Below are 22078 nucleotides of genomic sequence, written 5' to 3' on the forward strand. Positions count from 1 at the left end.
ACAACCGACCCGCGGCCCGATCGGTCCAACAAGTGGGCTGATCGGCCCAACTCGACGCGCGCGTGCAGAAGTGGGCGGGTATGGCCACCGATGAACATATGAGCGCACAATCGATGGCACGGGACAGGGTGGCACGTTGAGCATGCGACAGATGGCGCGGACGCGGTGCGGCGCGATGACGGCGGCGCTGCTGACCGTCGCCGCGGCGGGCTCTCTGCTGACGGGCTGCTCCTCGGGCAGCAGCGCTACCGACGACGGACGCGCCCCGGCACCGAGCCACAGCCAAGGGCAGGAGACGGGGCCGCCCCAGAGCCCCTCCAGTACCGCCGGCGCCGGTCCCGTGCTCGCCGTGAAGATCGACAATGTGAGCGCGGCGCGCCCCCAGACGGGTCTCGACGTGGCGGACGTCGTCTACGCGGAGCAGGTCGAGGGCGGTCTGAGCCGGCTGATGGCCATCTACGCGAGCAAGCTGCCCCAGGCCGTCGGGCCGGTGCGCAGTGCGCGCGAGTCGGACCTGGAGCTGCTGCGCCAGTTCGACATGCCGACGCTCGCCTTCTCGGGTGCCCAGCACAAGCTGCTGCCGGTCATCGCCAAGGCACCCGTGCATGCGGTGTCGGCCGATCAGGGCTCCAGCGCGTATTACCGCAGTGCCTCCAAGGTCGCCCCCCACAACCTCTTTCTGCACCCGAAACAGCTCATGCGCTCCGCGCCGGGGGCCGCCGCCCTCACCACCGGGTTCCACTTCGGTGCCGCCCCGGCGGGCGGCAGCCCGGAGACCTCGCGCACGGTGCGCTTCCCCTCGGCCCGCTTCACCTTCGCCTGGTCGGCGAGCAAGCACCGCTGGCTGGTGTCGATGGACGGGACACCGACGGTGACGACGGACGGGAAGCGGGTGGCGCCCGCGACCGTGGTCGTGCAGTACGTGAAGGTGCGCAACTCCAAGTACCACGACGTCCTCGGCAACAACACGCCGTACACGCAGACGGTGGGCTCGGGGACGGCGAAGGTACTGCGCGACGGCAAGGTCTTCGACGTCGACTGGAAGCGCCCGACCGCCGGCGACGGCACGGACTTCACGACCACCGACGGCGCGCCGATGAACTTCGCGAAGGGGCAGGTGTGGGTGGTCCTCGCCAAGGCATGACGACGAAACCATGACGACTGAGCCGTGACGACGAAGCCGTGACCGTGGCGGGGGCTATCCGATGACTACCACCCGTGCCCACGCGGGCGGTGCGTCCGGTGCGTAGTCGGGATCGTCCTCGCCCCCCGACCCGGCTGCCGGCTCCCGGGGGAACAGCCCCACCACCGTCCGGCACGGTGGCCGGTCCGGCCACGGCGTCTGCCCGTCCGTCAGGACCACGACGACGTCCGGCCGGGGCTGCGCCCTGAGCGCCTTCGCGAAGCCCGTGCGCAGGTCCGTACCCCCGCCGCCCACCAGCGGAATTCCCTCGGCACGGCACAGCGGGTGCGCGATCGGGGCCGCGGCGTCGCAGGGCACCACGGTGACCAGGTCGCGGCGGCCGCCCACGGCGCGGGAGATGGCGGTGACCTCGAGGAGCGCGCTGCCCAGTTCGGCGTCACTGACCGACCCGGAGGTGTCGATGACCACGCAGACCCGTGGCGGCCTGCGTCGCAGGCTCGGCAGCACCGCGCCGGGCACCCCGGCCGAGCGCCGCGACGGCCGGCCGTAGGTGTAGTCCTCGCCCACGCCGGAGCTGGAGGCCGCCGAGCGGACCGCCGCGCCCAGCAACTCGCGCCAGGGCTGCGGCGGGTGGAACGCTTCGTCCGCCCACCGCCGCCACCCGTTCGGGGTGTCCCCCGGGCGGGCGGTGATGCCCTGCGCCACCCGGAACCGCACCGCGTCCCGTTCCTGCGGGCTGAGGCCGTGCGCGCCGTCCGGGCCGAGGTCCCACTCCCGTTCGAGTCCGTCGGCGCCGCTTCCGCAGTCGAGCCAGGCCAGGCTCTGGGTGAGCGCCCCGAGGCGGAACTGGCTCAGGTAGTCCTCCATGAGCTGTCCCTCGGGCAGCTTCAAGAATCCCGGCGTGACGACGCCTTCGGGCCGGAGCAGTCCGTCGCCGAACGCGTCGTCGTTGATCTCGCAGTCCGCGGCGATGTTCATCCGCAGCCGTTCCCCCGGGCCGGTCAGTCCGCGCTCCCGCGCGACCCTGTCCCCGCGCCCGTGGTGGTCGCGCAGGAGGTGCGACACCTCGTGCACCCACACCCCGGCCAGTTCCTCCACCGGGGTCCGGTCCACGAACGCCGGCGAGGCGTAACAGCGCCAGTGCCGGTCGACGGCCATCGTCGGCACGCGCCGCGACTCCACGGTGTGCAGGGCGAACAGCGCCGTGGCCAGGTAGGGCCGGACCCGGGCGGCGTGCAGCCGGGCGGCGAAGAGCTTGTCGAGGTCCAGTGTCCCCGGTGCGGGCGCGGTCATCGTCCGGCCTTCGCGGCGGCGGTCCTGACCGCCGCCCGGTCCGCCCGCCGGGACAGGGACACCGCGCCGGCAAGCCGCTCGATCGCGGCCGGAACGTCCCAGTCCTCCTGGCGCAGCGAGGCGAGTGTGGTCGCCGGGACGACCACCAGGTCCGGGGCTCCGGTCTCCAGCGCCCGCACCAGGAGCGCCCATGCCGCGTCCCAACGGGACTTCTCCGGACGCCCGCGGACCGCGGCCACCACACCGTCGAGCACGGCTTGGCGGAGGTCCCCCCGCTCGGGCAGGTCGGCACCCGCCGGGTCGGCGAGCAGCGTCTCGGGGTCCGGGAGGTCCATCCGGTCCAGGCTTGCCAGCAGCTCCAGCCCAGGACCGTCCCCCACCGTGCCCCTGACCAGCAGGGAAAGCACTTCTCGGGAGGAGCCGGCCGCGGTGGCGAAGGCGACGAGACCCAGGGTCATCTCCCAGCTTCGGGGCGACGGCCAGGGACCGCCCCGGCGCGTTTCATTGCTGGGCAGCCTGTGCACGAGTCCGGGGCGGGCGGAGAGGAGCCCGCACACCGCGCGGCGGGCGAAGTCCACGGCCTCCGGCAACCGCTCCGGGTCGAGCCGGGGCAGTGTCGCCCGCGGCCATGTCCCCCCGAGGCCGCGCACCACGACCTCGTGGTCGTGGGTCCACTGAAGATGCACGAACCGGTTGGCCAGCGGCGGGCTCAGCTCCCAGCCGTCGGCGGCCGAGGACCGCGGATTGGCGGCAGCCACGATCCTGACCTCGGGCGGCAGTTGAAGGGCGCCGATCCGCCGCTCCAGGACGAGGCGGAGCAGGGCGGCCTGGACGGCCGGTGGCGCGGTGGACAGCTCGTCCAGGAACAGCAGCCCGCGGCCCGCCCGTACCAGTCGCACCGCCCAGTCCGGCGGGGCCATCGGGACACCCTGCTGCGCGGGGTCGTCGCCGACGATGGGCAGTCCCGAGAAGTCGGACGGCTCGTGCACGCTGGCGATCACGGTGGTCAGCGGAAGGTCCAGGGCCGCGGCGAGCTGGGTCAGGGCCGCGGTCTTGCCGATCCCCGGCTCACCCCACAGGAGGACGGGCAGGTCGGCGGCCACGGCCAGCGTCAGGGCCTCCAGCTGGATGTCGGGGCGCGGTTCGGTGCCGGCGTCACGCAGCAGGGCCAGCAACGCGCCTGCTACGTCGATCTGAGAGGCGGGGGCCGGGTCGGCAGGAGTGTCGGTCGCGACGAGCGGTGTACATGTAGACATATTTCATCACCTTTAGGTCGTGGAGGAACTAGTGGGTGAATGCGCTTGGCGGGTGCGCTTGGCGGCCAGGTGGGCGCAGGGGGCGGGCGTCCCCGGGTCAGCGAGCGGTCGTGTGGCGCGGGTGCGCCCGGTGCCCTCGGGGGCGGTCGGGGCCGGGGAGCAGGCGGCCGGATCCGGGGCCGGGGCCGGTCATGCCCGCTCTGAACAGGCCGTACGTGATCCGCCGTAGCGCGGCCGCCTCGAGTTCGTCCCGTAGCGGGCCGCTGCGCAGCACCGCGTCCGGACCCAGCAGGCCCTCGACGACGTTCAGCGCACCGGCGGTGTCGCCATGGATCAGGCGTTCGCGGACCCCGGTGAGGCAGTCCGGACGACGGTGCGCCTCGTCAATGGCCCGCAGGCAGGGAAGCGGCGTGCCGGTCAGCGCGACCAGCAGTTCCTCCCGGCGGATCTCGGCCGGGTCGTGGTCCAGCGGCGCCAGCACCCCGTCGACCAGGCCGATACGGTGCTGGGCTCCCCGGCAGTCCACGAGGCGTGGCTGCCCGGCCCGGCCCGGTGTCCGGGAGGGACCGGCCGGGGCATCCTCCCGCGCCCGGGAGGAAGCGGTCGGCGAGTGATCCGGTACGAGTGCCGAGGCGACCAGCGGATGCAGCCGATCGACCTCGATCGAACCGGTGCGGATCAGTTCCAGGTCGGGCAGCAGCCAGGTGGCCGCGTCGGGCAGGACGGGCAGCGCGGAGACGCTGCCGTCCAGGGGCGCCGCCGCGATCCGCACACCCGGCGGCCCGACGCCGTCCCGGTCCGCGACCACCTCCAGGACCAGCCGGTCCCGGGCCCCGAGCCGCACGGCGACGGTACCGGCCGTCCGCCCCTGGACCTGCGCCTGGGACTCGGCCTGGGCCTGGGCCTGGGCCTGGGCCTGGGCCTGGAGCACAATCCCCGCCTCGGCCGCCCAGCGATCCACGGCACACCCGCGCCCCCGCAGCGCGATTCCCGGCGGATCCGGGTTCTCGGGGCGGCCGTCGTCGGGCGCCAGGTCGGCCCCGGACCGCACGCGCAGCTCATCGGTCCTGCGCGCGTCCCACAGATGGCGGTGCAGGTCGAGGCGGAAGCGGCGACTGGGACGGGGGTGCGGATGCCGACGGACACCGGCCTCGAAGGGGGACCGGTCGTGAGATCCGTCGTGCGATCCATCGCGGGATCCGGCCTGCGGTGCGGCCCACACCGCGAGGCTGATCCGCTGACCGCCGTCCGCCCAGGCCGGTGGAGTGCGCACGACGAGGTGCACCGGGCCTGCGCCGTCACGCCCTTGGGTGCCGTACCGAGCCAGGGCGATGGTCAGACCCGGGCGCAGCAGCCCGTGCGGAGCGATCCTCGGCATGTGCCAGCGCAGCAGGTCGGGAGCCAGATGGCGGAGATCGGCCCGGACCCGAGCGGCGAGGTCGTGGCCGTAAGTACGCGCCACGGAACGCAGGTTGAGATCGACATCGATGCCTGCGGCGGCGCACGCCCCCGCCCAGTCCCCGGCACGGCGGCGGGCGGTCGCAGTATCGATCATGGCGGGCGGCACGGCGAACTCTCGCACGGGCAGCCAGAAGGAAAGGCGGGAATCCCCATTCGCGGTCCGAGTGAGCATCAGCACTCACCTTGCGCGGACGGGACCCCCATTCTGCCGACAGAGTGAGTCATCATCGCGGGGAGCCTAGCGCTCCTGACCGTGATCTGTCAGATGTTTTCGCCCGGCGTCGGCTGGTGAAGGACCGCCTGGCGTTGCGCGGCGAGGGGTTCCGTCGGGTTGCGCAGCCCCTCCGCGGCGTCCGAGACACGCTGGATGAGGTCGAAGAAGACGGCCTGCTCCTCGGCGGAGAGCGGGGCCAGGAAGACCTGGTTCATACGCGCCGTGCGCACGGTCAGCTTGCGGTGCGTACGCGTCCCCTCGTCCGTGAGGCGCAGCAGGAAGCGGCGGCCGTCCTGCGGATCGCGCACCTTGTCGAGCAGGCCCCGGCGACTGAGCCGGCTGATGACCTCGGCGATGGTCGACCGGTCCAGGCCCACTCGCTCCCCCACCGTGCGCTGATCCAGTCCCGGCTCCGCGACCAACGCGTTCAGGACCGCGAACTGCGGTGAGGTGATCTCCTCGGAGACCATCGTGTTCCACAGCAGATAGTGGGCCTGCTGGAGTCGCCGGGCGAGGTGCCCGGGGTGGGTGGTGAGGTCCACCGCGGCCATGTGCGCTCCCCCTGGGTGAGTCCGTCATTTCGTTGGTGCACTGAACGATACCGCGCATCACCGGGATGGGTGCCAGCGCGTTCACGGCCGCTCACCTGCCGATCTCATGGAAGTCTTGACGACACGGGCCGCTGGTGGCAGCGTGAGTGAAACCTCGCAGAAATAATCAGTGCCCTGAGTAATTGAGGGTCTGGACGCTTGGAAGAGATGGGGCTTCACTGATGGACAAGGTGGTCGCCACGGCCCTGGAGGCGGTGGCCGATGTGCCGGACGGCGCGACCCTGGCGGTCGGCGGTTTCGGGCTGAGCGGTGTGCCGAACGTGCTGATCGAGGCGCTGTACGAGCGCGGAGTCGGCGGTCTGGGCGTGGTGTCCAACAACTGCGGGGCGATGGAGTCCGGGCTCGCGGTGCTGCTGTCCGCCGGGCGGATCGCACGGGTGACCGGCTCCTACATCGGGGCGAACAAGGAGTTCGCGCGGCAGTATCTGGCGGGTGAGCTGGAGGTGGAGATGATCCCGCAGGGCACGCTCGCGGAGCGGTTGCGTGCGGGTGGTGCGGGGATCCCCGCCTTCTTCACCCCGGCCGGGGTCGGCACCCAGGTCGCGGACGGCGGCCTGCCCTGGCGCTACGACGGCTCCGGCGGGGTGGCGCTGGCGTCGCCGCCGAAGGAGGTGCGCGAGTTCGACGGCACCGAGTACGTGCTGGAGCGCGGCATCCGCACCGACTTCGCGCTGGTCCGGGCCGCGAAGGGCGACCGGCACGGCAACCTCGTCTTCAGCAGGTCCACCCGGAACTTCAACCCCCTCGCGGCGATGGCGGGCAGGGTGACGATCGCCGAGGTGGAGGAACTGGTCGAGCCCGGCGGGATCGACCCGGACGCGGTGCATCTGCCGGGGATCTTCGTACAGCGGGTCGTCGCGCTGACTCCGGAGCAGGCCGCCGCGAAGATGATCGAGAAGCGGACGGTGAGCGGCTGATGGCGTGGACACGCGAGGAGATGGCGGCCCGTGCGGCACGCGAACTCCAGGACGGGCAGTACGTCAATCTCGGCATCGGGCTGCCGACGCTGATCCCCAACTACCTCCCGGCCGGCGTCGAGGTGATCCTGGAGTCGGAGAACGGGATCCTCGGCACCGGCCCCTATCCCACCGAGGACCAGGTCGACCCGGACCTCATCAACGCCGGCAAGGAGACCGTGACGGTCCTGCCGGGCGCCTCCTTCTTCGACTCGGCGCTGTCGTTCTCGATGATCCGGGGCGGGCACATCGACGTGGCCGTGCTCGGCGCGATGCAGGTGTCCGCGGGCGGTGACCTGGCGAACTGGGCCATCCCCGGGAAGATGATCACCGGGATCGGCGGCGCGATGGACCTGGTCCACGGTGCCCGCACCGTCATCGTCGTCATGACCCACACCGCCAAGGACGGCACCGCGAAGATCCTTCAGGAGTGCGCGCTGCCGCTCACCGGAAAGGCGTGCGTCAACCGGATCATCACCGACCTCGGCGTCCTCGACGTCACCGACGAGGGGCTGGTGCTCATCGAGACCGCGCCCGGCGTCACGGTCGAAGAGATCGTGGCCAAGACCGCCGCGAAGATCCGCGTCGCCGCCGAACCCACCGAGGAGACCCAACCGTGAAGGACGTCTACATCGTCGATGCGGTCCGCACCCCCATCGGCAAGTACAACGGAGGCCTCGCGTCCGTCCGCCCGGACGACCTCGCCGCCCACGCCATCCGGGAACTCCTGGCCCGCACCCCGGACCTGGACCCCGCACGGATCGAGGACGTCTACCTCGGCAACGCCAACGGCGCCGGTGAGGAGAACCGCAACGTCGCCCGTATGGCCGCCCTGCTCGCGGGACTGCCCACCTCCGTGCCGGGCGTGACGGTCAACCGCCTGTGCGCCTCCGGACTCGAAGCGGTCATCCAGGCCGCCCGCGCGATCGCCGTCGGCGACGCCCACATCGCCCTGGCCGGCGGCGTGGAGTCCATGACCCGCGCCCCCTACGTCCTGCCCAAGAACGACCGGCCCTTCCCCGCCGGGCACACCGAGCTGTACTCCACCACCCTCGGCTGGCGCATGGTCAACCCGAGGATGGACCCCCAGTGGACCATCCCGCTCGGCGAGTCCGCCGAACTCATCGCCGACAAACACAAGATCAGCCGCGAGCAGCAGGACGCATACGCCCTCGGCAGCCACCGCAAGGCGGCGGGCGCCCAGCAGGAGGGCCTGTTCGACCGCGAGATCACCCCGGTGCCGATCCCGCAGCGCAAGGGCAACCCGGTCGTCCTCGCCGCCGACGAATCCGTCCGCCCCGACGCCTCACCCACCGCCATGGCCAGGCTCAAGCCGTCCTTCCGCACCACCGACGGCACAGTCACCGCGGGCAACGCCTCCCCCCTCAACGACGGCGCCGCCGCCCTCCTCCTGACCGACGAGGAAGGCCTCAAGGCCACCGGCCGCGAACCTCTCGCCCGCATCCGGGCCACCGGCGTCTCCGCGACCGACCCCCAGTACTTCGGCCTCGCCCCCGTCGAGGCCGTCACCCGCGCCCTCGCCAAGGCCGGCAAGACCTTCGCGGACCTGTCCGTCCTCGAACTGAACGAGGCCTTCGCCGCCCAGGTCCTCGGCTGCCTCGCCGAATGGCCCGAGTTCGACCCCGCGATCCTCAACCCGCAGGGCGGCGCGATCGCCCTCGGCCACCCCCTCGGCGCCTCCGGCGCCCGCCTCGCCGGCACCGTCGCCCACCAGCTCGCCCGTCAGGGCACCGGAACCGGCATCGCCACCCTCTGCATCGGCGTCGGCCAGGGCCTCGCCCTCGTCCTCGAACGATAGGAAGTCGACCATGGCCCTCACTCAGTCGGACATCGACGTCGAGATCAAGGATCTCCAGGACGCGTACGACAAGGCGGTCGCCGGCGGAGCGCCGGTTCGCAACCACCCGTCGCGCGACTACCCCCCGTACCGCAGCTCCCTGCTGCGCCACCCCGAGCAGCCGCTGGTCGCCGTCGACGGCGGCGACCCGGAGACGGTCGAGCTGTCGGGTCCGGTGTTCGGCGTCACCGACATCACCGAGCACGACAGCGACCTGACCATCCAGCACCGGGGCGAGCCGATCGGCGAACGCATGACGGTCTCGGGCCGGCTGCTCGACCGCGAGGGGCGTCCCGTGCGCGGTCAGCTCATCGAGATCTGGCAGGCCAACGCCGCCGGTCGCTACGCCCATCTGCGCGAGCAGCACCCGGCGCCGCTGGACCCCAACTTCACCGGTGTCGGGCGGACCCTGACGGACGATCAGGGCCGGTACAGGTTCACCACGATCAAGCCGGGCCCCTACCCGTGGGGCAACCACACGAACGCGTGGCGGCCCGCGCACATCCACTTCTCGGTCTTCGGTACGGCGTTCACCCAGCGGCTGATCACCCAGATGTACTTCCCGAGCGACCCGCTGTTCCGCTACGACCCGATCCTGCAGTCCGTGACGGACCAGGCGGCCCGGGACCGTCTGATCGCCACCTACCAGCACGATCTCTCCCAGCCCGAGTTCTCCATGGGCTACGAGTGGGACATCGTCCTCGACGGTCCCTCCGCCACCTGGATCGAGGAAGGCCGTTGACCATGACCGAGCGGTTGCTCCCCACCCCGTCCCACACCATCGGCCCCTTCTACGGGTACGCGCTGCCCTTTCCCGACGGCGGTCAGGTCGCGCCGCAGGGCCACCCCGAGGCGATCACCCTGCACGGGTACGTGCGCGACGGCGCGGGCGAGGTGATCCCGGACGCCCTGCTGGACTTCTGGCAGGCGGCTCCCGACGGCTCCCTCAGGGGTGCCCCCGGTTCGATGCGCCGCGACCCGTCGACGGGCGGCTTCCTCGGCCGGCGCGGCATCGACTTCACGGGCTTCGGCCGGGTCGCCACGGACGCCGACGGCCGGTACGCGCTGCACACCCTGCCGCCGGGCAACGCCGGGCTTCCGTACATCAGCGTGTGTGTGTTCGCGCGCGGTCTGGTGCACCACCTCTTCACCCGGGCGTACCTCGCCGACGGCGCCGACCCGCTGCTCGACTCGCTCCCTGCCGACCGGCGCGCCACGCTGATCGCGACCGAGGGCGCGAACCGGACATACCGTTTCGACATCCGCCTTCAGGGCGAAGGCGAAACGGTCTTCCTGGAGTTCCAGTGACAGTTGCCGGCCCGGTCCGTTCCGAGTCCGATGCCGATATCGGGCTGCTCGCCCCTGGGTGGGCGGGCTCCCCGGCAGCGTCCGCGACCTCGGACGGCGCGCTTCTGCGGGCGCTTCTCGACGCGGAGGCGGCACTGACCCGCGCGCAGGCGGGACTCGGGCTCGCGCCGGACGCGGCGGCGTCGGCGGTGTCCGCCGTGGCCTCGGCGGACCTCGACGTGAGGTCGATCGCGCTGCGCGCCCGAGGCGGCGGCAATCCGGTGATTCCGCTGGTCGCGGATCTGACAGCGGCGGTCGGCAAGGAGTACGGGCCCTACGTCCACCGTGGCGCGACCAGCCAGGACATCCTGGACACGGCGCTGATGCTGGTCGCCTGTCGCGCACTGGACCTGGTCCTGGCGGATCTCGAGCGGACGGCACGCGCCCTGGCCCGCCTTGCCGCCGCCCACCGGGACACGGTGATGCCGGGGCGGACCCTCACACAGCACGCCGTACCGACGACCTTCGGGCTGAAGGCGGCGGGGTGGCGGTCGCTGGTGCTGGACGCGCGGGACCGGCTCATGGGTGTCCGGATCCCTGCCCAACTGGGCGCAGCCGCCGGGACGCTGGCCGCCTTCGCGGCCTTCGGCGCCGAGGATCCGGGCGCGCTCGTGGCGGCGTACGCCGGTGAACTCGGGCTCGCGGAACCGGCGTTGCCCTGGCACACCCTGCGGACGCCGATCGCCGACCTGGCCGGCGGCCTGGCCTTCACGGCCGGGGCCCTCGGCAAGATGGCGGCCGATGTGCTCACCCTCTCCCGCACGGAGATCGCCGAGGTCGCGGAGGGGAGCGGTGGCGGGTCGTCCGCGATGCCGCACAAGGCCAACCCGGTGGCGGCCACGGTGATCGCCGCATCCGCGCGCCGCGCGCCGGGGCTCGCCGCCACGCTCTACGGGTCGATGGTCGCCGAGGACGAGCGGCCGGCCGGTGCCTGGCACGCCGAGTGGGAGCCGTTGCGCGAACTGCTGAGGCTGGTCGCGGGCGCCGCCAGGAACGCCGCCGAGCTGGCCGAGGGGCTTCGGGTGAACGCGGACGCCATGCGCGAGCACCTCGCTCTCACCCATGGGTTGATCGTCTCCGAGCGCCTGGCAGTCGAACTCGCTCCGGTGCTCGGGCGGGCCCGCGCCAAGGAGCTGCTGACCCGGGCCGCCGGGCGGGCCGTCGCCGAGGGGCGGCCCCTCGTGGACGTACTCGGCGAGGAGCCGGAGCTCAAGGAGCTCGACCTCGTGGAACTCACCGACCCCACCCGCTACACGGGCTCCGCGGGAGCCCTCACCGACCGTGCTCTGGAGCGAACGTGACCCGCACCCTGCTCAACCACCGCGCCGAGGGCCCCCAGACCGCTCCCCCCTTGCTCCTCGGGCCCTCGCTCGGCACCTCCCACGCCCTGTGGGACAAGGTCGCGCCCGAGCTGTCCGTCACCCACCGGGTGGTTCGCTGGGATCTGCCGGGACACGGAGGGTCGGCGCCGGACCTGATCGGACCGGGGGCCACCGTCGGCGACCTCGCCGCCCTGGTCCTCGCCCTCGCCGACTCGCTCGGCATCGAACGCTTCGCCTACGCGGGCGTCTCGCTCGGCGGCGCGGTCGGTCTGCACCTCGCCGTCCACCACCCGGAGCGTGTGTCGTCCCTCGCCGTCATCTGCTCCTCGGCGCACTTCAACGGCGCCAAGCCGTGGGAGGAGCGTGCGGAGCTGGTACGCAGGGAGGGGCTGGCCGCGCTCGCCGAGAACGCGAACTCCCGTTGGTTCACGCCCGGTTTCACCGTGCCGCGGTTGATCGAGGACCACCGGAACGCGGACCCGGAGGCGTACGCCGCCTGCTGTGACGCGCTGGCCGCCTTCGACCTGCGCGACCGGCTCTCCGACATCTCCCTGCCCACCCTGCTGATCGCGGGCCGCCAGGACCCGGCGACGCCGCCCGCCCATCTGCGGGAGATCGCCGACGCGGTGGCGAGCGCCACGCTCGTCGAGCTCCCGGGAGCCTCGCACCTGGCGCCCGCGCAGTGTCCGGCGGCGGTCCTGACGGCGCTGCGGGCCCACTTCGACGGGGGCGCCGGGCGGGGCATGGAGGTGCGGCGTGAGGTGCTGGGCGACGCCCATGTGGACCGGGCGCAGGCCCGGCAGACCCCCTTCACCGCCCGCTTCCAGGACTTCATCTCGCGCTATGCCTGGGGCGAGATCTGGACCGATCCGACGCTCTCGCGCCGCGAACGCAGCATGATCACCCTGACCGCGCTGGTCGCACACGGTCACTACGACGAGCTGGCCATGCACGTCCGGGCGGCGCGCCGCAACGGGCTGACCCCGGAGGAGATCGGCGCCGTACTGCTGCAGACGGCCGTGTACTGCGGTGTCCCGGCGGCGAACTCGGCGTTCGCGACGGCTCAGCGGGTGCTCGCCGAGGAGGAGGGCGACGACAGCACAGGGTGACCCTGCCCGTCCGCTCCAAACACCTCGTCCTCGCACCCGGCCCGGCGGCTACCTCAGCCCTCTCCCTGTCGCCAGGACCTCCTCCGCCCTCGCCACCAGCCCGTCCGCCCCGCACGAGCGCGCCAGCGTCAGGCCCTTGCCGAGCTCCGAGACCGAGCGCGCCGCGATGCCGTACTCGACGCGGGCCGCCGCGTGTTCGTACTGGCAGGGCGAGGCCTCCAGGTAGGTGACGGCCTGGGCGGCCAGGCGGACCGCACGCTGGCCCGATTCGAGGGCCGCCGCGCAGCGCAGCGCCTCACCGATCGCGGTGTCCGTGCCGAAGCGCTCGGCCTGGCGGCGGGCGTCGGTGGCCAGTGCGGCGGCGCGGGCCGGGTCGTCCGAGGCGAGCGCGCGGGCGAGGTCGAGCGACCAGGGCGCCATCACCGTGTTGTGGTGCCCGCGCGCGGCGGCGGCCTTCTCGGCGGCCTCGAGTTCGTTGATGCCGTCCTTGACGCGGCCGACGGCCAACAGCAGCCGTCCGCGTACGGAACGGGTGTCGGGCAGCACGATGGTGGACGGGTACGGCGGTGCGAAGCCGTACTGCTCGGCGATCGCCCAGGCCTCCTGGACGTCTCCGCGGGCAAGCAGGGTGTCGACGAGGCCGCAGGTGGCGGACCAGTACAGGGGCAGTCCGCGCCCGACCCGCTCGGCGATGCGCAGCGACTCGCGCAGGGTGGTCTCGGCGTCCCTGAGCCGGCCCCGCCTGCGGTAGGCGAGACCGAGGAAGGCGTGCGCCAGGGCGAGGTGGCCGCCGCTCCATCCGGCACTCGTGTAGGAGCGCAGCGCCTCGGAGAAGAGGCTCTCGGCCCGGTCGAGCCGGTCCGCATAGGCGTACGAACTGCCCAGCATCATGAGGAGTTCGATGCCCCACTCGGTGTCGGTCCAGCCGAGTCCGGGCGCGAGGCGGCCGTTGACGAGGGCACGGTCGCAGAGTTCCACGACCTCCTCCGCGCTCTCGCCGCGGGTCATCGCGTCGAAACCGCGCAGTATCAGCAGGGCGCGCTCGGAGTTGTCGCGTCCGGTGCAGGTCTTGACGAGTTCGGCGAGGCTTCGTGAGCGTCCCGGAACGTGGTCCTCGCCCGCGTGGATGCCCTCCCACATGTAGTGGACGGCCTGAAGCCGCATCCGGGCGGGGCCCACGTCGAGCCGGGCGGCCTCCGCGTCGACCGTGCGGACGGCCTCGTCCAGCTGGTCGTTGTGGACCAGGGCCTGGGAGAGGCGGAAGACGGCGTCCACCCGCAGATCGCCGTCGAGGCCGGACTGGTCGAGCGCGGTGCGCAGATGGCTGATCGTGGTGGCGGGAGCGGTCAGGAGGGTGGCACAGCCCAGTTCGTAGAGCACGCGCGCCTGGACCTCCGGAAGCGGGGGTTCCGCCAGGGCGCGCTCCAGGCAGCGCCTGGCCGCGTCGGGCGCGCCGACGGCGAGGTGTTCGCGGGCGGCCTCGCGCATCTGCTCGACGAGTTCGGGGTCGTCGTCCGGGTGCACTTCGAGGAGGTGGCGGGAGGCGGCAGCGGCTCCGCGGCCCGATTCGGTGACCGCCCAGGCAGCCTGGCCGTGCATCGCGGTGCGCAGCGCGTCGGGGATCGAGCGGTAGACGGCGCTGGCGATGAGGGGGTGTACGAACTCCAGGTCACCGCCAGCCAGTTCGCGGCTCACGGGTTCTGCCGGGGTGAGGATGCGGGCCGCGCCGAGCAGTTCGGCGCAGCGCACGGCCTCGTCGCGCTGCATCCCGGCGAGCTGGGCGGCGAGGTCGAGGGAGATCCCGGTGCCGAGGATCGCGGCCGCCCAGGCGAAGCGGGTGGCGTCGATGCCGAGCCCTTCGAGGCGGGCGACGAGTCCGCGACCGCGTGCCGAGCGGTTCAGGGCGCGCAGTTCGGCGGCCGAGGCCTCGACCGGTTCAAGATCGCTGTCCTGCACCTTGGCGAGCAGTTCGACGGTCTCGTACGGGTTGCCGCCGGTGACCGCCCACACCTCGCGGCAGAACGGGGCGTCCGCGTGCTCCCCGAGCGTGGCGCGGGTCAGTCCGGCGGTGGCGTCGGGTGTCAGCGCGCTGAGCGTGCGGATCGGTCGGGCCGCGGCCGCGACGGCCTCCAGCTGGCGGGCCCGCTCACCGCTGACGTCACCCGGCCTGCGGGCGACCACGACGAGGACGGGCAGGTCGTCGAGGCGCTCGGCGAACGCGACCAGCCACTGCAGGGTCTCCTGGTCGGCCCAGTGCGCGTCGTCGAGGATCAGGACGAGGGGCCACTCGCGCTTGGCCAGCCGCCGCACCGCCGCGACCAGTCCGTCGCACACGCCCTGCGGGTCGGCCTGGCGGTCGCCCGGTTCGGCGATGCCGAGCGCGGGTCCGGCGATGTCGTACCAGTCGCCCAGGTATTCGCGGGCCTCTTCGGGCATCAGCGAGACGATCGCGGGCTGGAGGAGTTGCCGTATGACGTTGAAGGGAACGGAGGTGACGGTCTCGCCGCCGCGGGCCGGCCACACCGTGCAGCCGTGGGCTTCCGCGATCCGGCGCGCCTCGGCGAGCAGCGCGGTCTTGCCGATGCCCGCCTCGCCACTGAACACCAGCAGACTGCCGGAGGACGAGGCGTCCGCGCGCAGGGTTTTGACGGCCTCCACCACGTCGGCGATCTCCGCCTCGCGCTCCCACAGGGAGGACGAGGCGGCCGGTCCCGGCCGTGCCTCCGTCATGCCGCTACCTCCCCAGGTCGCCCGTACGACGTACAGACATCGAGCCTAGCCGTCCGGAAGCCGATGTGGAGGTGGGTCGGCTCACCTGTTGCCGAGACGGGTGACGAGAGGTGTCCGCAGGCGACGCGCCGGGGCGCCGACCAGCCGTGGTGAAAGTTGTCGACAGTCAAAAGACCTGAAAATGGCGCTGATTTTCCAAGGAACAGCGAGGAGGAGGGACCCATGAGCGGCGCCCGCGTGCACGGCTCCGTCCCGCACACCACCGGTCCCCCGCGCGCGCGGCGCGGGGCCCTGCTGGCGGGCTCGGTCGGCAACTTCGTCGAGTGGTACGAGTTCGGGGTCTACGGCTACTTCGCGACCGTCATCGCGGCCCGGTTCTTCACCCCGGAGGGCGGCAGCGAGACCGAGGGGCTGGTGAGGACCTACGCGTCCTTCGCGCTGGCTTTCTTCTTCCGGCCGGTGGGCGCGGCGCTGTTCGGACGGCTCGGCGACCGGATCGGGCGCCGCCCGGTCCTGATCCTGGTGATCGCGCTGATGACGGGCGCCACGACGCTCATCGGCGTGCTGCCGACCTACGCCACGGTCGGTGCCCTCGCGCCGTGGCTGCTGACCGTCCTCCGGGTGGTCCAAGGGCTGTCCGCGGGCGGGGAGTTCGGGGGCGCGGTCTCGGTCATGACGGAGTTCGCGCCGCCGGGCAGGCGGGGGCTGTACGGGTCGTGGCAGTCGTTCACGGTGGCTCTGGGGCTGCTCGGTGGTGCGGGTGTGGCGACTGTGCTGGCGACGGTGCTGACCGAGGGGCAGTTGAGCGACTGGGGCTGGCGGGTGCCGTTCCTGGTGACGCTTCCGCTGGGGCTGGTCGCGCTGTGGCTGCGGCTGCGACTGGAGGAGACGCCCGCCTTCCGGCACGAGAGGAGACGCGAGCGCCCGCCCAGGCGCGAGGTCGCGCGGACCGTCGTCCTCGGAGCGGGACGCGTGATGGGCTGGTCGGCGGCCGGATACACCTTCCTGGTCGTGCTCCCCTCGTACCTCCAGAACACCCTCCACGCCGGCTTCCGGCAGGCGCTGCTCGCCACGGTCCTCGCCAATCTCGGCTTCGCGGCCACGATCGTCCCGGCGGGTCTGCTCAGCGACCGGATCGGGCGGCGCTCCGTGCTGCTCACCGGCGCCGGCCTGGTCGTGCTCCTTTCCGTTCCGCTGCTCAACCTCCTTCAGAACACGGGGACTTCGAACGCCGTGAAGGGTCTCGCCGTGTGCGGGGCGGGTGCCGTCGTCGGGTTGCTGGCGGGACCGGGGCCCGCCATGCTCTCCGAGATGTTCCCCACGAGCGTGCGCCACACCGGCCTGGGACTCGCCTACGCCCTGTCCAATGCCGTGTTCTCGGGCTGCGCGGGCCTCATCATCACCGAGACGATGAAGCGGACCGGAAGCGTGGACATCCCCGCGTACTACGCGGCGGCGACGTGCGCCGTCAGTGCGCTCGCCCTGGCCACGCTCCCCGACAACCGAGGGAGTTGAGCAGGTGCGGGTGATCGGCCTGATGTCCGGGACGTCGTACGACGCGATCGACGCGGCGGCGGCCGAGCTGACCCTCGAGGGTGAGGACCTCACTCTGCGGCCGCTCGGGATGGTCGGTGAGCCGTACGACGGCGCCCTGCGCGAGGCGCTCGCGGCGGCGCTGCCCCCGGCGGCCACCACGCTGGCCGAGGTGTGCCGCCTGGACACCCTGATCGGGCAGGCGTTCGCCGCGGCGGCGGTCCGGGCCGACCGCGAACTGTGCGGCGGCGGAGCCGAGTTGGTCGCCTCGCACGGGCAGACCGTCTACCACTGGGTCGAGGACGGGCGGGCGCACGGCACGCTCCAGCTCGGTCAGCCCGCCTGGATCGCCGAGGCGACCGGGCTGCCGGTGGTCTCCGACTTCCGCCCCAGGGACATCGCCGCCGGCGGCCAGGGCGCGCCCCTGGTGAGCCTGGTCGACCTGCTGTGGCTGCGCGGCAGGGCGGGGACTCCAGTGGCGCTGAACCTCGGCGGCATCGCCAACCTCACCGCGCCGGACGGCACCGCCTTCGACTCCGGGCCCGGGTGCGCCCTCGTCGACGTGGCCGTGCGGGGGTTGACCGGGGGACGTCTGCACTACGACGTGGACGGCGCCCTCGCCGCCCGCGGCACCGTGGACGAGGCGTTGCTGGACCGGCTGCTCGCGGAGCCGTACTACGCGCTGCCCGCGCCCAAGACCACCGGCAAGGAGCTCTTCCACCTCGGCCATCTGCGCGACGCGCTGACCGGATTCGGCACGCTCACCGCCGAGGACGTCATCGCGACCCTCACCCGGCTCACCGCCCGTACGGTCGCCGACGCGGTGCGCTCGGTGGGTGCCACGGAGGTGATCGCGTCCGGCGGCGGCACCCGCAATCCGGCGCTGATGGCGATGCTGGGCGCGGAGCTGCCGGGAGTGCCCGTACGCACGTCCGACGCTCTGGGTCTGCCGGCGGCGGCCAAGGAGGCGTACGCCTTCGCCGTGCTCGGATTCCTGACCCTGCACGGGCTCACGGGCACCGATCCGGTGAGCACCGGGGCCCGGCATCCGAGTGTGCTCGGCTCGATCACGCCGGGGCGCGGCGGGCTGCGGCTGCCGCCGCGGGCGGGAGCGGCGCCGGTGCGACTGGTCCTGGCATGACACCCGCTGGTCCTGGCATGACACCCGCTGGTCGTGGCCTGACGCCCGGTGGTCGTGGCCTGACGCCCGGTGGTCGTGACGAGGCACCCGGCGGCACTTCCGAGGGGTTCTTGAATCGAATCTTCCGGATCCCTCTCATCCGCCTTTCACCCACGGCTCATACGGTGGGTCCATGACGCAGGTGACTCCTCCCGGTTGGTATCCCGACCCGGGGCAGACAAATGACAGTCCCGCCACCGAACGCTGGTGGGACGGCAAGACATGGACGGACCAGACCCGCCCCGTCGGGTCCGCCGCCGCATGGGGTCCCCCGACGCACCCGCCGGCCGCCGGACCGTATCCGGCGCTCGCTCCGGGCGCCCCGCGGCGCGGACTGCGTACCGGCATAGCCGTCGCCGCAGCGATCGCGGTCCTCGCGGGCATCGGGGGCGGGGTGTACGCCCTGACCAAGAGCGACGGCAACGGCGGGAACAGCGCCACTTCCCAGGGCTCCGGCGGACAGAACGGCGGCCAGGGCGGATTCGGCGGCCAGGGCGGCGGCAACGGGGGCCTCGAGGGCGGACCGGGCGGCGGCTCCGGGGGCTCGGGCGGCTCAGGGGGCCAGACCCCGGCACCGGGCCAGTCCGGGCAGCCGCAGCTCGAGGACGGCTACGCCACCGACCTGATCAGCGGCATCAGCGTGCCGGTGCCCGACAACTGGACCGGCGGCAGCACCACGACGGGTGCCGTGCTGTCGACCAAGGACACCTACAAGTGCCCCGGCGACACCTCGCAGGAGTGCCAGCGGGGCGGCGCGTACTCGGCAACCGCCGCAGACCAGAAACTGAAGTCCACCACGGCGGAGGCGGCGGCCAAGGAGGACATCTCCAAGAACGCCGCCGAGTCGTACGGCAAGGGCTACGGCACGATCACCTCGCACACGGAGCTCGCCTCCAAGGCGGTCACCGTGGCCGGCGAGAAGGGCTACCTCGTCCGCTGGAAGGTCGTCACCAGCAAGGGTGACGACGGTTACGTCGAGTCGCTCGTCTTCCCGTCCCCCGCCGACTCCAAGTCACTGATCGTCGTCCGCTTCGGCATCGACGTCAGCTCCAAGGCGCCCAAGGAGTCCGTGATCGACGACATCACCAAGGGCATCAAGGTGGCGTCGGGAGCGGGCGGCAACGGGCAGAACGTCTAGCCCGTAAAACCGTGTAACCCGTAAGTCCGTCCCCCGGACATGGATCGGCCGGGTGGGGTGCCCCTCCGCTCAAGAGGAACCCCACCCGGCCGGGGGTGCGCGCCGCCCCCGTCCCCACGGTGCGGCGCGTGCAGGCCGACGTCCGGTCATCCCGCGGACGGCGACCTGGGTCTCAGGTCAGGCCGAGCGCCGGAATCACGACGGCCTCGACGAATTGTGTGAGATACGCCGCATCGGCGTTCCGCCCTTCCAGCACGGGACGAACCCGCACCACACCGAAGAGCTGCGCCGGGATGAACTCCAGCGCCGGGTGGTCCGCGGCGACCTCGCCGCGGGCGACCCCGCGGGCCAGGATCTCCTTGACCGCGCCGATCTCGGGCTCGACCAGCGCGTCGCGCAACGCCTCCTGCAGTTCCTTGTCCTGGAACACGGCGTGGCCCAGCGCCTGGTGCAGCTGGCTGTCGCGGCCCGACCAGTTCCCCGCGGCCTGCGCCATCGCGCGCAGGTCCCCGGCGAGCGTGCCGGTGTCGATGCCCGAGAAGCGGGGACAGCTGTTGGCGCGCAGGGCTGCGGCCACGAACTGCGGCTTCGTCTTCCACTGGCGGTAGAGCGTGGACTTGCTGCACCGGGTGCTCGCGGCCACGCCCTCCATGGTGAGCGAGTCGTAGCCGCACTCGCGGATCTGCTCGAGCACGGCGTCGTAGAACTCCTGCTCACGCTCGGGCGTGATCTTGGAGCGGCGCGAGGCGACGACCGTCTCCGGTCCGTCCGCGGCCTGCGACGTCATGGCTCATCTCCTCGCTCTTGTGGGTGGCTCGCCTGGTGTTCCGCTTCACACAGTGTATATCGATACGCCACTGTACCGGTACGCGTCCGTATCGGTACAGTGGCGTATCGGAACACCTTCGTATCGGTACACTTCCGTATCGATGAGCCTTGGACAGGACCCACTCCGCTGTCGAGTGAATCTCGAGTGATCGAGTGGATTCTGTCCTGGGCTCACCACGCACCACCCCAAGCAACACCGTCAGCAAAGGGGCCGGGGGATGGAATCCCGAACCGAGCCTGCGGAAGCAGAACCAGAGCCGGCCGCGGCGATACGGCGGCCGTCGCCGCACGACACCGCGGCACGGCCGCCTCTCGTACGTGAGCTCCTGCTCGTCGTGGGGCTCTTCCTCGTCTACAAGGTCGGCAGGCAGCTGGCCGACGGCCACACCGCCGAGGCCTTCCGCAACGCGAACCGCGTGTGGGACTGGGAGCGGACGCTCCACCTGCCGGGCGAAGGCTCCGTACAGGGCGCGCTGCTGCACAGCGACACCCTGGTGCACCTCGCGAACACCTACTACGCGACCGTGCACTTCCCGGCCACCGTGGCCTTCCTGGTCTGGATGTACCTGCGGCGCCCGGTCCACTACGTGTGGGCCCGCCGGGTCCTGGCCGTGGTCACCGCCGCCGCCCTGGCGCTGCACCTCACCTTCCCGCTCGCCCCGCCCCGGCTGCTGGCCGCCGCGGGTCTGGTGGACACCGGACAGGTGTACGGGCCCACCGTCTACGGGGCGCACCCGGCGACCGACGAGATGGCGAACCAGTTCGCGGCGATGCCCTCGCTGCACTTCGGCTGGGCCCTGATGGTGGCGATCGGCCTGATCGCCGCGACCCGCTCCCGTCTGCGCTGGCTGTGGCTGCTGCATCCGCTGCTCACCCTGCTGGTGATCGTCGGTACGGCGAACCACTACTGGCTCGACGCGATCGTGGCGACCGCGCTGCTCGGCATCGCGCTGGCCGTGATCCGTCTGCCGCGCGGAGCCGGGGCGACCGAGGCGCACGGCCTTGCCGCCGCCGCCGACGAGGCATCCGACGAAGCCGACGGAGCAGCCGGGAATTCCGGCGGGGCCGACGGTGCTGGCGAAAAGGAATCCGTACCGGAGCTCGTGGGGGCAAGACGATGAACGCCACACTCGCCGCCGTGGCCCTCTCGCTCTTCTCGGCCGTGGCGTACGCCGCCGCGGCCGTGGCCCAGGAGCGGCTGGCCTCCCGGACGACCGACGCGGGCATGCTGCGACTGCTGGGCAGCGGGGCCTGGTGGTGGACCGTCGTACTGAACGCCTCCGCCGCGCTGTTGCACGTCGCCGCGCTGAAGTACGGCACGCTCACGCTCGTACAGCCGCTCGGCGCGCTCACGCTGGTGGCCGCGGTACCGCTCGGCGCACGGGTCGCCGGACGGCGGGTCAGCGCGGTCGAGTGGCGCGGTACCGCGCTCACCCTGATCGGACTGTCCGCGCTGCTGGTCACGGCGTCCGGGCCCGCGCCCGACGACGTTCTGAGCGTGCCGCAGGCGCTGGGCGTGGCCGCCGCGACGGCCGCCCTGATCGGCCTCCTGTCGCGGCCCGGCGCCCGGCCGGGCCTGCGGCACGCGACCGCCTCCGGGTTCGCCTCGGGTGTCGCCTCCGCTCTGACGCAGACGGTGACCGTGGCCGTGACGGACCGCTCCGGCCCGCTGCTCAGCGCCCAGGTGATCGTGGTGGCCCTGCTCGTCGCCGCCTTCGCGGCGGGCGGACTGCTCCTGTCGCAGATGGCCTACCGGGGTGGTCTCGGCGCCCCGCTCGCCGTCGTGACGCTCGCCAACCCGGTCGCCGCCGCGGCGATAGGCCTCTTCCTGCTCGGGGAGCAGTTGCAGGGCGGCCCGGCCGGCCTGCTGCTGGCGGCCCTGGGCGCGGGCGTGGCGGCGTGGGGCGTGGTGACGCTGTCCCGCTCGGTGCCGGAGCCGGCGCTGCCCGGACCTCTGGTGGACGCCGGGGACGAGCACCCCGTCGCCGCGGTGCTGGCACTGGAGCCCGGATCGGCGGCGTACGAACCCTCGATGCTGCCGAAACAGCCCGGCTCGGGTCAGCTGACGCCCCTGTAGGGCTCCCGCAGGGCTCTGGGA

The 22078-nt window shown here is 72.5% G+C and carries 19 protein-coding genes; 13 read left to right on the top strand and 6 right to left on the bottom strand.

Annotation, left to right across the window (positions count from 1 at the left end; genetic code table 11):
• Positions 1-142: 142 nt before the first annotated feature.
• Positions 143-1144: a DUF3048 domain-containing protein gene (locus tag ACZ69M_RS08340; protein WP_470048379.1), complete on the top strand. Its 1002-nt coding sequence runs from the start codon at positions 143-145 to the stop codon at positions 1142-1144.
• Positions 1145-1198: 54 nt separating this feature from the next.
• Here the strand turns inward: ACZ69M_RS08340 and ACZ69M_RS08345 are convergent, their stop codons facing one another.
• The 4 genes from ACZ69M_RS08345 to ACZ69M_RS08360 form a co-directional block, all read right to left on the bottom strand.
• Complete coding sequence (locus tag ACZ69M_RS08345) at positions 1199-2437, bottom strand: vWA domain-containing protein (protein WP_470047788.1); 1239 nt, start codon at positions 2435-2437, stop codon at positions 1199-1201.
• Complete coding sequence (locus ACZ69M_RS08350; RefSeq protein WP_470047790.1) at positions 2434-3693, bottom strand: AAA family ATPase; 1260 nt, start codon at positions 3691-3693, stop codon at positions 2434-2436. Before ACZ69M_RS08350 ends, ACZ69M_RS08345 begins: the two co-directional genes overlap by 4 nt.
• 97 nt (positions 3694-3790) lie before the next feature.
• Entirely contained in the window at positions 3791-5326 is a 1536-nt protein-coding gene (locus tag ACZ69M_RS08355) for a hypothetical protein (RefSeq protein ID WP_470047792.1), read from the bottom strand.
• Between the two features lie 89 nt (positions 5327-5415).
• Positions 5416-5919 (bottom strand): MarR family winged helix-turn-helix transcriptional regulator, encoded by a 504-nt coding sequence (locus ACZ69M_RS08360; protein WP_470047794.1) that lies wholly within the window; start codon positions 5917-5919, stop codon positions 5416-5418.
• Positions 5920-6140: 221 nt separating this feature from the next.
• Between ACZ69M_RS08360 and ACZ69M_RS08365 the strand changes: the two genes are divergently transcribed.
• From ACZ69M_RS08365 to pcaDC, 7 genes are read left to right on the top strand one after another with little or no spacing between them, the layout of a single operon-like run.
• A complete protein-coding gene (locus ACZ69M_RS08365) occupies positions 6141-6896 on the top strand; it encodes a CoA transferase subunit A (RefSeq protein WP_470047796.1) in 756 nt (251 codons plus the stop codon).
• A complete protein-coding gene (locus ACZ69M_RS08370; protein ID WP_470047798.1) occupies positions 6896-7555 on the top strand; it encodes a CoA transferase subunit B in 660 nt (219 codons plus the stop codon). Before ACZ69M_RS08365 ends, ACZ69M_RS08370 begins: the two co-directional genes overlap by 1 nt.
• Positions 7552-8754, top strand: coding sequence for a thiolase family protein (locus ACZ69M_RS08375; protein ID WP_470047800.1), 1203 nt, complete (start codon positions 7552-7554; stop codon positions 8752-8754). Before ACZ69M_RS08370 ends, ACZ69M_RS08375 begins: the two co-directional genes overlap by 4 nt.
• A gap of 10 nt (positions 8755-8764) precedes the next feature.
• Complete coding sequence (gene pcaH / locus ACZ69M_RS08380) at positions 8765-9535, top strand: protocatechuate 3,4-dioxygenase subunit beta (RefSeq protein WP_470047802.1); 771 nt, start codon at positions 8765-8767, stop codon at positions 9533-9535.
• 2 nt (positions 9536-9537) lie between these two features.
• Positions 9538-10101: a protocatechuate 3,4-dioxygenase subunit alpha gene (pcaG, locus tag ACZ69M_RS08385; protein WP_470047804.1), complete on the top strand. Its 564-nt coding sequence runs from the start codon at positions 9538-9540 to the stop codon at positions 10099-10101.
• Positions 10098-11441, top strand: coding sequence for a 3-carboxy-cis,cis-muconate cycloisomerase (pcaB, locus tag ACZ69M_RS08390; RefSeq protein ID WP_470047806.1), 1344 nt, complete (start codon positions 10098-10100; stop codon positions 11439-11441). The genes pcaG and pcaB overlap by 4 nt, the downstream gene beginning before the upstream one ends.
• The gene (pcaDC, locus tag ACZ69M_RS08395; RefSeq protein WP_470047808.1) at positions 11438-12571 is read left to right on the top strand and encodes a bifunctional 3-oxoadipate enol-lactonase/4-carboxymuconolactone decarboxylase PcaDC; all 1134 of its coding nucleotides are present in this window, start codon (positions 11438-11440) and stop codon (positions 12569-12571) included. Before pcaB ends, pcaDC begins: the two co-directional genes overlap by 4 nt.
• A gap of 48 nt (positions 12572-12619) precedes the next feature.
• On the opposite strand, the gene ACZ69M_RS08400 is transcribed toward pcaDC, so the two are convergent.
• A complete protein-coding gene (locus ACZ69M_RS08400) occupies positions 12620-15301 on the bottom strand; it encodes an ATP-binding protein (RefSeq protein ID WP_470047810.1) in 2682 nt (893 codons plus the stop codon).
• A gap of 222 nt (positions 15302-15523) precedes the next feature.
• On the opposite strand from ACZ69M_RS08400, the gene ACZ69M_RS08405 reads away from it, so the two are divergent.
• The 3 genes from ACZ69M_RS08405 (at position 15524) to ACZ69M_RS08415 (ending at position 19152) form a co-directional block, all read left to right on the top strand.
• A complete protein-coding gene (locus tag ACZ69M_RS08405; RefSeq protein WP_470047812.1) occupies positions 15524-16816 on the top strand; it encodes an MFS transporter in 1293 nt (430 codons plus the stop codon).
• A gap of 4 nt (positions 16817-16820) precedes the next feature.
• A complete protein-coding gene (locus tag ACZ69M_RS08410) occupies positions 16821-17975 on the top strand; it encodes an anhydro-N-acetylmuramic acid kinase (RefSeq protein WP_470047813.1) in 1155 nt (384 codons plus the stop codon).
• A gap of 172 nt (positions 17976-18147) precedes the next feature.
• Positions 18148-19152 carry a DUF2510 domain-containing protein gene (locus ACZ69M_RS08415; protein WP_470047815.1) on the top strand — a complete coding sequence of 335 codons (1005 nt, stop codon included), beginning with the start codon at positions 18148-18150 and terminating at the stop codon, positions 19150-19152.
• Between the two features lie 172 nt (positions 19153-19324).
• Here the strand turns inward: ACZ69M_RS08415 and ACZ69M_RS08420 are convergent, their stop codons facing one another.
• The gene (locus tag ACZ69M_RS08420) at positions 19325-19939 is read right to left on the bottom strand and encodes a TetR/AcrR family transcriptional regulator (protein WP_054236092.1); all 615 of its coding nucleotides are present in this window, start codon (positions 19937-19939) and stop codon (positions 19325-19327) included.
• 259 nt (positions 19940-20198) lie between these two features.
• Between ACZ69M_RS08420 and ACZ69M_RS08425 the strand changes: the two genes are divergently transcribed.
• Together ACZ69M_RS08425 and ACZ69M_RS08430 are read left to right on the top strand one after the other, a co-directional pair.
• The gene (locus tag ACZ69M_RS08425; RefSeq protein WP_470047818.1) at positions 20199-21101 is read left to right on the top strand and encodes a phosphatase PAP2 family protein; all 903 of its coding nucleotides are present in this window, start codon (positions 20199-20201) and stop codon (positions 21099-21101) included.
• Entirely contained in the window at positions 21098-22057 is a 960-nt protein-coding gene (locus ACZ69M_RS08430; RefSeq protein WP_470047820.1) for a DMT family transporter, read from the top strand. Before ACZ69M_RS08425 ends, ACZ69M_RS08430 begins: the two co-directional genes overlap by 4 nt.
• Positions 22058-22078: the final 21 nt, after the last annotated feature.

The sequence above is a fragment of the Streptomyces sp. NPDC107454 genome, from assembly GCF_055582885.1.

Bases quoted from the DNA above. Each gene is read 5' to 3' on its own strand.
- ACZ69M_RS08340 (WP_470048379.1), top strand. From the start codon at position 143: ATGCGACAGATGGCGCGGACGCGGTGCGGCGCGATGACGGCGGCGCTG.
- ACZ69M_RS08345 (WP_470047788.1), bottom strand. From the start codon at position 2,437: ATGACCGCGCCCGCACCGGGGACACTGGACCTCGACAAGCTCTTCGCC.
- ACZ69M_RS08350 (WP_470047790.1), bottom strand. From the start codon at position 3,693: ATGTCTACATGTACACCGCTCGTCGCGACCGACACTCCTGCCGACCCG.
- ACZ69M_RS08355 (WP_470047792.1), bottom strand. From the start codon at position 5,326: ATGCTCACTCGGACCGCGAATGGGGATTCCCGCCTTTCCTTCTGGCTG.
- ACZ69M_RS08360 (WP_470047794.1), bottom strand. From the start codon at position 5,919: ATGGCCGCGGTGGACCTCACCACCCACCCCGGGCACCTCGCCCGGCGA.
- ACZ69M_RS08365 (WP_470047796.1), top strand. From the start codon at position 6,141: ATGGACAAGGTGGTCGCCACGGCCCTGGAGGCGGTGGCCGATGTGCCG.
- ACZ69M_RS08370 (WP_470047798.1), top strand. From the start codon at position 6,896: ATGGCGTGGACACGCGAGGAGATGGCGGCCCGTGCGGCACGCGAACTC.
- pcaH (WP_470047802.1), top strand. From the start codon at position 8,765: ATGGCCCTCACTCAGTCGGACATCGACGTCGAGATCAAGGATCTCCAG.
- pcaG (WP_470047804.1), top strand. From the start codon at position 9,538: ATGACCGAGCGGTTGCTCCCCACCCCGTCCCACACCATCGGCCCCTTC.
- ACZ69M_RS08400 (WP_470047810.1), bottom strand. From the start codon at position 15,301: ATGACGGAGGCACGGCCGGGACCGGCCGCCTCGTCCTCCCTGTGGGAG.
- ACZ69M_RS08405 (WP_470047812.1), top strand. From the start codon at position 15,524: ATGAGCGGCGCCCGCGTGCACGGCTCCGTCCCGCACACCACCGGTCCC.
- ACZ69M_RS08415 (WP_470047815.1), top strand. From the start codon at position 18,148: ATGACGCAGGTGACTCCTCCCGGTTGGTATCCCGACCCGGGGCAGACA.
- ACZ69M_RS08420 (WP_054236092.1), bottom strand. From the start codon at position 19,939: ATGACGTCGCAGGCCGCGGACGGACCGGAGACGGTCGTCGCCTCGCGC.
- ACZ69M_RS08425 (WP_470047818.1), top strand. From the start codon at position 20,199: ATGGAATCCCGAACCGAGCCTGCGGAAGCAGAACCAGAGCCGGCCGCG.
- ACZ69M_RS08430 (WP_470047820.1), top strand. From the start codon at position 21,098: ATGAACGCCACACTCGCCGCCGTGGCCCTCTCGCTCTTCTCGGCCGTG.